11 protein-coding genes and 1 pseudogene are annotated in these 8,145 nt (G+C 59.2%); all 12 read right to left on the bottom strand.

What is annotated here, in order from left to right; all coding sequences use genetic code 11:
- Window positions 1–64 precede the first annotated feature (64 nt).
- Window positions 65–367, bottom strand: a pseudogene (locus ILT44_RS29165) (trehalose-6-phosphate synthase); the annotation flags it as partial.
- A gap of 165 nt (window positions 368–532) precedes the next feature.
- Complete coding sequence (locus ILT44_RS29170) at window positions 533–772, bottom strand: DUF2188 domain-containing protein (RefSeq protein ID WP_204243112.1); 240 nt, start codon at window positions 770–772, stop codon at window positions 533–535.
- A 279-nt stretch (window positions 773–1,051) separates the two neighbouring features.
- Window positions 1,052–1,483 carry a hypothetical protein gene (locus ILT44_RS29175; RefSeq protein ID WP_204243113.1) on the bottom strand — a complete coding sequence of 144 codons (432 nt, stop codon included), beginning with the start codon at window positions 1,481–1,483 and terminating at the stop codon, window positions 1,052–1,054.
- 33 nt (window positions 1,484–1,516) lie between these two features.
- On the bottom strand, window positions 1,517–1,738 hold the full coding sequence (locus tag ILT44_RS29180) for a hypothetical protein (RefSeq protein ID WP_204243114.1): 222 nt from the start codon (window positions 1,736–1,738) through the stop codon (window positions 1,517–1,519).
- A gap of 56 nt (window positions 1,739–1,794) precedes the next feature.
- Complete coding sequence (locus ILT44_RS29185; protein ID WP_204243115.1) at window positions 1,795–2,013, bottom strand: hypothetical protein; 219 nt, start codon at window positions 2,011–2,013, stop codon at window positions 1,795–1,797.
- A 154-nt stretch (window positions 2,014–2,167) separates the two neighbouring features.
- Window positions 2,168–2,422: a hypothetical protein gene (locus ILT44_RS29190; protein WP_204243116.1), complete on the bottom strand. Its 255-nt coding sequence runs from the start codon at window positions 2,420–2,422 to the stop codon at window positions 2,168–2,170.
- Window positions 2,423–2,431: 9 nt separating this feature from the next.
- A complete protein-coding gene (locus ILT44_RS29195; RefSeq protein ID WP_204243117.1) occupies window positions 2,432–2,776 on the bottom strand; it encodes a hypothetical protein in 345 nt (114 codons plus the stop codon).
- Between the two features lie 1,185 nt (window positions 2,777–3,961).
- Window positions 3,962–4,315 carry a hypothetical protein gene (locus tag ILT44_RS29200; protein WP_204243118.1) on the bottom strand — a complete coding sequence of 118 codons (354 nt, stop codon included), beginning with the start codon at window positions 4,313–4,315 and terminating at the stop codon, window positions 3,962–3,964.
- 234 nt (window positions 4,316–4,549) lie between these two features.
- A complete protein-coding gene (locus ILT44_RS29205; protein ID WP_204243119.1) occupies window positions 4,550–4,951 on the bottom strand; it encodes a phasin family protein in 402 nt (133 codons plus the stop codon).
- A gap of 516 nt (window positions 4,952–5,467) precedes the next feature.
- Complete coding sequence (locus ILT44_RS29210) at window positions 5,468–5,905, bottom strand: universal stress protein (protein WP_204243120.1); 438 nt, start codon at window positions 5,903–5,905, stop codon at window positions 5,468–5,470.
- A 53-nt stretch (window positions 5,906–5,958) separates the two neighbouring features.
- Window positions 5,959–6,801 carry a universal stress protein gene (locus ILT44_RS29215; protein WP_204243121.1) on the bottom strand — a complete coding sequence of 281 codons (843 nt, stop codon included), beginning with the start codon at window positions 6,799–6,801 and terminating at the stop codon, window positions 5,959–5,961.
- A gap of 326 nt (window positions 6,802–7,127) precedes the next feature.
- The gene (locus ILT44_RS29220) at window positions 7,128–7,592 is read right to left on the bottom strand and encodes an Hsp20 family protein (protein ID WP_204243122.1); all 465 of its coding nucleotides are present in this window, start codon (window positions 7,590–7,592) and stop codon (window positions 7,128–7,130) included.
- Between the last annotated feature and the right edge of the window lie 553 nt (window positions 7,593–8,145).

Raw genomic sequence — 8,145 nt, forward strand, 5'->3', positions numbered from 1 at the left:
CCATGATCACGCTGCCCTGGAATGGATGATCACGATTATCTGGAACCCGTGATCACGATCGCGTCGAACGCGCAGGCAAACCGATCCGATAGTGCATGATGGGCCAGAGCGCCCGGTTGGCGAAGCCGTTATAGTACTCCTGCCGATCGAGCGACGTCAGGTCCATGACGGCGTACTGCACCTGTCCCTTGTCGATGATCTTGGGCTGGGCTGCCGGATGGGCTGAAACCTTGCCGCTCCAGCCGAACCACAGCCCCTTATAAGCTTGGAAAGCCTCGTGCAGGGCCACGGCCAGACCTCCTGCAGCGGCTTTTCCGGTAGCGTCCGGGATCGCCACGCGATTGGAGATGACAACGAGCCGACGCAAATGCATCTCCCTTATAGCAAGGGAGAGGGTAGCCTAAGGATGAACACCGTGGCAAATAGCGCACCGGCTTAAGTCACATCAAGCAGTAAGAGACTATTCTAGGCCGGGACTCAGCAGGTCAAAACCATTGCTCAAGGTCCTGCCCTTCGAGTCGTGCCTGACCACTCATCCTGTGACGTCCGTCTCCGGCCGATCCGCCCCCAGAGAGACTTCTTCGTGCCAGTCACCTGCTTCGTCCTGGTACTCGATGTCTTCAGTCACGCCCGGCAGCCTCTGTTCGGCGGCAGCGCGCTCGGCTGCCTCGCGTGCTTCCTCATGGGAGGCGTAGCGTTCTGAGAAGACATCCCCGGCTTTGTAGGCCCATCCGCCTTCGTGCTCGACGATCCTGTAATGAACATTGGCCATAACTATTCTCCTGGGAGCCTCAATGCGGGCGAACAACCTGCGAGGAGCGGCAGTTCCGGATTCAGGCACTGGGGCGCTCTGGGCTCCAGATAAACACCTCATCGCCATTGTGGTCCAGGATCCGTACGGCATCCGGCTTCTGCGGCATGTCCAAGGTCTCGAAGAGGGACAGAGCTCTCACTTTCGCGTCCTCCAAATCCGTTGCGTCATGTTCAACCCGATCCAGGATCGCATGAGCTTCGTCTGTTCCACGCACGCGAAAGAACTCAATAATAAACATTAGTGAGGCTCCGTCTCGCACAGAACTGCACCATCAGCATCGTTTCGCGCCAGAAGTGCCTGCAGGACTGCCAGTGTGGCTTCATCCGCCGCCGCAGCCGCAAGCTCAAAGACGGCAATGGCGTATGTTTCAGCGTCATCGGCACGAACCCCCATGAGGTGAATTTTGTGCCGTTCGGTCCAAAGAGGGTGGCCCATAGCAGAGCCGGCCTTTTTCTCCGCGAGCCACGTCTTAACCCTGACATTGGCTGCTTCAACGGTCACGCGGTTGTCATAGATACGCTGCTCAACCCGGTCGAGTTTGCTTTCAAGGACATCCTGAGACTGGTCAAAGGTGGCCATGCCATTCGATTTGAGCACTTCGAGGCGACGGTCCATGCCGTGAAGCTTGATCCGCAGCTCGTCACAAAGGCGACCGATCCGCTCACTCATTGGTGTCTCCTGTAAGATCCCATCGGGCGATGATTATAGCGGGAGTGAGTTGGCGCCGTCCTTCGATGGCCACTCGGCGCTGAACTGACTGATAATTCCTGTGCTGAAGACCTTGGCTCCTGGCCCGGCAGACTGGGCCTCCGTCACGGCGGCATTGATGGCCGAGACACGCGAGCCATATTCCCCGTGGTGTTTGCCGTTCACCCGGATGCGCCAGGCGCCATGATGTCGGACGACGTAGAATTCGGTTGTCATTGACTGATCTCCTCGGGCCATAAGCCTCGCCCACCGATTCAAATCGGGTGACGAGGTTAGAACTGCTTGCCCGACATCCAGCTTTGAACGTCGGCCCTGGCCTTGTCATCGGGCAGGCTACAGCGGACCTTTACCACTTCGATTAACTGCTCCTCGTTCTTGATCTCTGACAGATCCAAGGTGGTGAGGCCTCTCCACTGCCGCTTTGCATCGATGCGGTAACCTGTCTTGCGGGTGACGGTCTCATCGCTTTCGCCGCCTCTAAAGCCAAACATCGTAGCCTCCGTCTTTAGGGTGAGCCCCGCCGTGCAGCAGCCGGCTTAAGCCATTTGCATGAAGCCAGCACAAGCCCGTTGGCGTGTGGGTGCTCGTTCCATCCGAGAGTCCCGTAGCCGATGCGGTTCTCCGCAAGAGCGGTTGATCGGGGCCTCAGGCGGCCGGCGTTTCCTGGTGGGCTGCCGCCAGTTCCAGAGGATCGACCCTGACCGCCTGCACCGAGCCGTGGTTCCCTTGGACCAAGGGGAGGTAGATGGTGGTCGCAACGCGCCGGTAGGCGAGAAACGACAGCCCCTCAATCAGTTCCTCGTCGATGTCGACCGCGTATGTGCCGGCAGGTTGTACCTTGTCCACGGCCATCAGTGAGAACGGGTGGTCGAAGGTCAGTGTCTCTCGGGTCGTGCGCATGGGGTGCTCCTAAGCGGCGATCTTGTCGGCGCAATCTTTGGCAACCTGGCTATTGCCTTCCGCGCTGCCGGGCATGGTCGCCCACCCATTCTTCAGGACAAGGTCGCCCCTATTCCAGGACGAGGCCGTCTTGATGGCAGCAACACGCTCGGCAAGCTGTGGGTCGCGCTTGGATTGATCAACGCAGATCAGGGATAAAGCCGTGACGATCTCGGCTTTCGATTGATCGGCGGCCATTGTTCGAGCTGTGCCGCCGGTGACCCAACCGCCCCAGGAAAACCCGATAGCGGCAAGCGCGACAGCACCACAGGCGGCACCGTAGAGGCCAGGCTTCAGCCATTCTGGGGTTTTCATGATGATTTCCTAGGGATGATGAAGGAAACGCCTTGTTTCCTTAAAGTTCACCATAACACAGTCTAAGATTTTAACTCTGTTTTATATTTGATTTGGGGCCTATTTATTTAGATTGCGCATACCCACATCTTTCAACAGATCGATGCAAGCTTCCGGCCTGCGGGATCAGGTTATTGCTGACCAGGTGACACGACTTGGGTTGCCCAGAGCCTAAAGCGTCCCTTGAGACGCTCCGCATTGAGGAGGCTGCCATGAGATTTCTGGTCCAGTTCAAAAGGTTTCGACGTGGTGTTCCCGAGGTTATTGGAACCCTGCCCATCGTGGCCGCTGACGGTGCCGCAGCCTTGGCATTAGTCCGGAGCCTTGCCGGAATGAGACGCTGGCCAACCCGGACCGATGCTCTGCGTCTGATGGACGATGGCGGCCGTACGCTGCTTGACTGGACAGCGCCGGTAGCAGCCGCGGAGCCGGTCTCATACGTACCTACTTCTACTCCGGGGAAGCCAACAGGCGACGTACCCCGCCGCGCTCCGCCAAGAGTGGCGGAGCACCCAGAAGAGAACCAATTAATGCTCGCCTCAGGGGAGCACCTCTTTGTCGTGGGACAAGCCATCTCTTACGCGGAGGATGGTCAGCCCGAGACCTAGAAGGGCGGCTATGAGATCGTCAGGCTCGATGATCCACAACGTGAGCCGCAATACGCGATCAGAAGCGCGGTTCAGTCGTATGACCGGATCGTGCATGAGCACGAACTCCGCGGGGACCTGGGCGCCCGCGCCCGTGACCGTTGAGTCTCCACTTCCGGTTGGCCTCCAGACCAGTCAAGAACCTGCACCAAATTGCCGAAGGCGCACGGCAAATCTGGAGCCGTTGGTTTCAAAAAGGAAAGCGAGCGTGACATGGCACAGAACATTCTCACTTTGGCAAAATCGATCATGCGTGAGATTTGGCGTGCGTTGACGCCGGCCCCAGTTCCCTCTGCGCAACCACGACCACAGCTCAACGGAAGGCGGGGTTACGGAGACGACAGCATCAAACCGCCCAACTGAGGTCTGAGGGCGCGGTCGCTCGGGGGGCTGCTCATCAACGCCTCTCGCAGCTGGGCGAAAGCTACGAGAAGCGGGGCATGTCGATGAAAGGCGTATCTCTCCCGGTACAGGTCAGTTCTAAGAGGTATGGGCCATACTACTGTGCTGGCGACCGCCTCGTTTCGCGGCGGATGTTTTCCAGCTCGTTGTGGGTACGTTCCATTTCCCGCCGGACGGCGCCGATATCCCGGCGCAAGTCCTCGATCGAGCGCACAATTTGTTGCGTCGCTTCCCGCAGGTCACCGCGGGTGATCGATGCGTCAGTGCTGTCCTGCTGAACGCTCGCGCAGTCTGGTGTGCCGTCACGACGGTAGCGCAGGCTCAGGGCATCTCCCACCTTGAGATACACGCACCGGGTATCCGGGTCGCGCCAGGTCGATGGCGGGGCCTCCTGTGCTGTTGCTGGGATGGCGAGGGCCAACAACCCAACAGTGATTGCGACTTTGATCATCAGTCCTCCCTGGAAGGATGTGGGTGCCGGAAAATCCGTGTCTCTTCCAAGAGCCGCATCCTCAATGAACGAACACGGCCTTCGATGTAACCGTAAGGCCCCGCCCTGCTGAGGCAAGTGCTCCTCCCGAGCCATGCCAATGAAGTTCGCAAGAGCATGATCAACCATAGGACGAGAGCCGAGGTGTTGCCTCGGCCCTCTTCTGGTTTTCTCAGCACGAGGTGCCGCAACGCATCAGGCAGCGCGGCTGGCCCTCTTCGTCTCAGCCTTGAGTGTCAGGCCGGCCTCGTTCGCCACCCGTGTGGCAACCTCGGCGATCCGGCGGGTGCCCTCAATGGTCTGCTCAAGATTGTGCCGCATGATGGTGCTCTGGGCTGCCATGACGTCCGGGAGGGACTGGCAGCGTGCCAGCACACCAAAATCCTCGACGTTCTTCTGCAAGCGCTCCTGCGTAAGGCTGAACCACTCGCGCGAGAGGTCATGCACTCCACGCGTCAGCATGGTGCTGGCCTGCGTCATCATCTCAAGGCTCTGGGCCCCCTGACGGGTGAGCTCCTCGCGGCCCTCGCCCGTGATGCCATAAGCCTGAGTGACCTGATCGGTGAAGCGCCGGGTGTTCTCAGAGGCAGAGTTCAACCCAGACCGCATGGCGTCTTGCGCCTTCTCTGCGCTGTCGCGAATGTGTTCACCCGCAAATTTAGCGTGATCATTCGCCTGATTGTTTGTATTATTAGCGAAAGCCATAGGGGTAATCCTAGCTTTGATAAATACAAGTACGCATAATCCCAGCCTTGCGAGCCAAATCGGAAACAGCTTGTACTTAATTGTTGTTTATTTCCTCTTGAGCACGGTCGCAGAACTTTACGTTTAGAATGCGGCCTTCAGGAGTTTTTACTATGTATAGACAATTCTACCTCAACTTTTTTCGTGTGATCCTGCGCACGAGCTGAAGGTTGTCCCACACATGCTTCTCAGAAAACCCATTGCAGGTGCCGCTCTTCCGGGCGGTGCACAATCGCTATCCTGTAGAGGACTTGGCAGAAGGCATCACAACGGGCCACCCCACCATGCCCTAGTTCAAGCTCGATCCGGCCCAGATCAACGACCTGCGCGTCCATCTGGATTCCGTTCAGGGCTAGAGCCTGAGTTCACTCAGCGCACCACGAGGACCGGAACCTTCGAGTGGGAGAGCACCTTCATGGTCTCGCTCCCGAGGAAAAGGGCCGAGACCCCGCTGCGTCCGTGCGACGCCATCACGATCAGATCGCAGCGCTGGCCTTCCGCCGTGCGGATAATCGCCTGGTAGGGCGCGGCGTCTTCCATGTGAAGGGTTGTGGCATCGACACCAAGTTTGCGCGCGATCTCCGAGGCTTCCGCCAGGGTGCGCTCGGCGTGCTTCTGCATATGCTCTCTGAACGAGGCCGGCGTATCCCCGAGTTGGTCAGCCTCAAGCGCGAAGACATGGAAGCGCTCAGCCACAGTGAGCAGCAGGACCGTCGCTCCTACAGCCTTTGCCAGGTTGGTTCCATGCTCGACGGCACGGGCTGACAAGGATGAGCCGTCGGTCGCAATCAGAATGTTCTTGTACATGCAGGCCTCCCTCGTTGAGGAGTGAAGCCCCCAAACGCGGTGCCCTCTTTCGTTCAGTACGAGAGGAACAGGGGCACCGGGCAGTTCTTCAGCAGCGACCGCGTCGTGCCACCGAGCATCATCTGGCGCAGGCGCGAATGCACATAGGCTCCCATCACGATCATGTCGGCCCGGATCAGGCCAGCATGATGGCGCAATGTCTCGGCGACGTCACCATCCAGGGCGGGCAGGGTCAGCTCGCCGACCTTGATGCCGTGGCGGGTGAGATGCGGGGCAAGGTCAGCACCAGAGACAGCCGGCGCCAGATCCTTTTCTCCCGTGACGCTGACCAGTTCGACGTGGGAGGCCTCCCGGAGAAGGGGCAGGACATCATTGAGCGCCCGTGCCGCCTTGGCGCTGCCATCCCACGCCACGAGGATCCTGTCTCCAGCGAAGACCTCGTGGCCTTGGGGCACCACGATGAGCGGGCGGCCGCTGTCGGTGAGGACCGCCTCGATCAGCCCGCGGTCGACGGCCAGGGAAATCGGCTCGGCGTCCAAAACCGTCAGGTCGTGGGCTCGTGCCAGGGCGGTGAAGCTCTTCACCAAGTCCGGATAGGCCAACTGCGGGGCCTGTGCCGTGCAGGCGAGGCCTGAGGCTGCTGCGACCTGCCGCGATGCATCCGCGGCGGCGTGAGCCAAAGCATCGAGCCGGCGGTTCTCGGCGGCCACGAGTTCTTCGGCGATGTTGCTGATGAAAGCATGCGTCAGTGTAAGCTTCAACGAGGCGGCCTGAACGGTGACGTGGGCACCTGCCTCTTTGGCCAGCGAGAGGCCATAGGCGAGGGCCGAGGATCGCTCCTCCGCATCCCCTTCTTCCGTCACCCCGATCAGGATGCTGTGAATGTTCTGGAGCATCAAAATTTTCCTTTGTCAGTTGAGACCAGGCTTACGCTTCCGAGTTCTTTCGAGCCAGTGCTGCACCAGGGATCAGAACGGCGGCGCCTTGCAAACGTCCTGATCACAGACCTTCCAGAGCTGATCAGCAGCGGCATGTCGTGCAAACTGCCTGCCGCCGGTACAGCCGGTGGTAAGCGATCGTCGCACAAGTTCTCATGAAGTTTGGCGATCTGGGGGATAAGGCTGCGGCGACCGTCAAACCACACTGAAGAAGACCAGCGTCGTACAAGGCCAAAGCGCCCGGGTTTTTCCCGGGCACTCTCCACATTCAACCGGGCAGCATCTCAGGCCGCGATCTGAGCCGGTGTGGCCTCCAGGAGCGTGCTTGGGCTTGTGATTGGGATTGCCCGAGGCTTCATCGCCTCTGGAAGCTCCCGCACGAGCTCGACGTGGAGAAGCCCGTTGTCCAGGCTCGCACCCTCGACCGCAACATGGTCAGCGAGTTGGAAGCTACGCTCAAAGGCCCGTGCCGCGATGCCCAGGTAGAGCACTTCGGAGGTTTCCTCCTTGGGCTGCCTCGCGCCGCGGATCGTCAGCCTGTTCTCCTTTGCCTCAATCGAGAGATCGGCCTGCGAGAAGCCGGCTACTGCGACCGAGATGCGATAGGCATTCTCACCTATGCGCTCGATGTTGTAGGGCGGATAGCTCGGTGCTGAGCTTTCCACGCCGCCGGGTTGGTCAAGCATGGACAACATCCGGTCGAAGCCGATGGTTGAACGATAGAGGGGAGCAAAATCATATGTACGCATAGCATGACCTCACTGAAGGAGGGGCATGCGAAGGGTCCGCCCAGAGGGCCTGACCGTCCGTATCACGCAGCCAAATGGCCTGCACCTCCAGTATTTAGGGGTAAGGTCAAGTGATTATAAGGAGCAGCGGCAAGTATTTGCCATCATCTTACTTCAACTAAAGACAACGATGTTCCAAGAAAATTTGTGTAATAAGGGGTGACGCGCCGAGGGGGTAGTTTATCGGCCCATAGCCTGCCAAGATCCGCACGTGACAGAGGGCAAACCTTAACTGTGTTTCCGCAGTGGAGGGACGGGCTGGCCTCGATGAACTCTGTTTTATGTTGCATTTTGGCTGAGGCTGGATAGGCCGCGGAAGGAAATCATTGATGGAAGTTGAGCGTTCCAGTGGCTCCGCTAATCGGATGAGGGTCATCTGCTCGATCTCAAAGGTCTGTTCCTGGCACTTCTCGGAAGTAGCGCCCTGGTCTGCTCATTGACCCGCCCCCATGGAGTGGTCCGGTTGGAATGTTAGTGCAGTGACGGCCTGTCCGCCAGTGCGGGCGGCGCGGCT

Source organism: Microvirga arvi (genome assembly GCF_016892765.1).
Lineage (GTDB): Bacteria > Pseudomonadota > Alphaproteobacteria > Rhizobiales > Beijerinckiaceae > Microvirga > Microvirga arvi.

Bases quoted from the DNA above. Each gene is read 5' to 3' on its own strand.
- ILT44_RS29180 (WP_204243114.1), bottom strand. From the start codon at position 1,738: ATGACAACCGAATTCTACGTCGTCCGACATCATGGCGCCTGGCGCATC.
- ILT44_RS29210 (WP_204243120.1), bottom strand. From the start codon at position 5,905: ATGTACAAGAACATTCTGATTGCGACCGACGGCTCATCCTTGTCAGCC.
- ILT44_RS29220 (WP_204243122.1), bottom strand. From the start codon at position 7,592: ATGCGTACATATGATTTTGCTCCCCTCTATCGTTCAACCATCGGCTTC.
- ILT44_RS29195 (WP_204243117.1), bottom strand. From the start codon at position 2,776: ATGAAAACCCCAGAATGGCTGAAGCCTGGCCTCTACGGTGCCGCCTGT.
- ILT44_RS29175 (WP_204243113.1), bottom strand. From the start codon at position 1,483: ATGAGTGAGCGGATCGGTCGCCTTTGTGACGAGCTGCGGATCAAGCTT.
- ILT44_RS29190 (WP_204243116.1), bottom strand. From the start codon at position 2,422: ATGCGCACGACCCGAGAGACACTGACCTTCGACCACCCGTTCTCACTG.
- ILT44_RS29170 (WP_204243112.1), bottom strand. From the start codon at position 772: ATGGCCAATGTTCATTACAGGATCGTCGAGCACGAAGGCGGATGGGCC.
- ILT44_RS29215 (WP_204243121.1), bottom strand. From the start codon at position 6,801: ATGCTCCAGAACATTCACAGCATCCTGATCGGGGTGACGGAAGAAGGG.
- ILT44_RS29200 (WP_204243118.1), bottom strand. From the start codon at position 4,315: ATGATCAAAGTCGCAATCACTGTTGGGTTGTTGGCCCTCGCCATCCCA.
- ILT44_RS29185 (WP_204243115.1), bottom strand. From the start codon at position 2,013: ATGTTTGGCTTTAGAGGCGGCGAAAGCGATGAGACCGTCACCCGCAAG.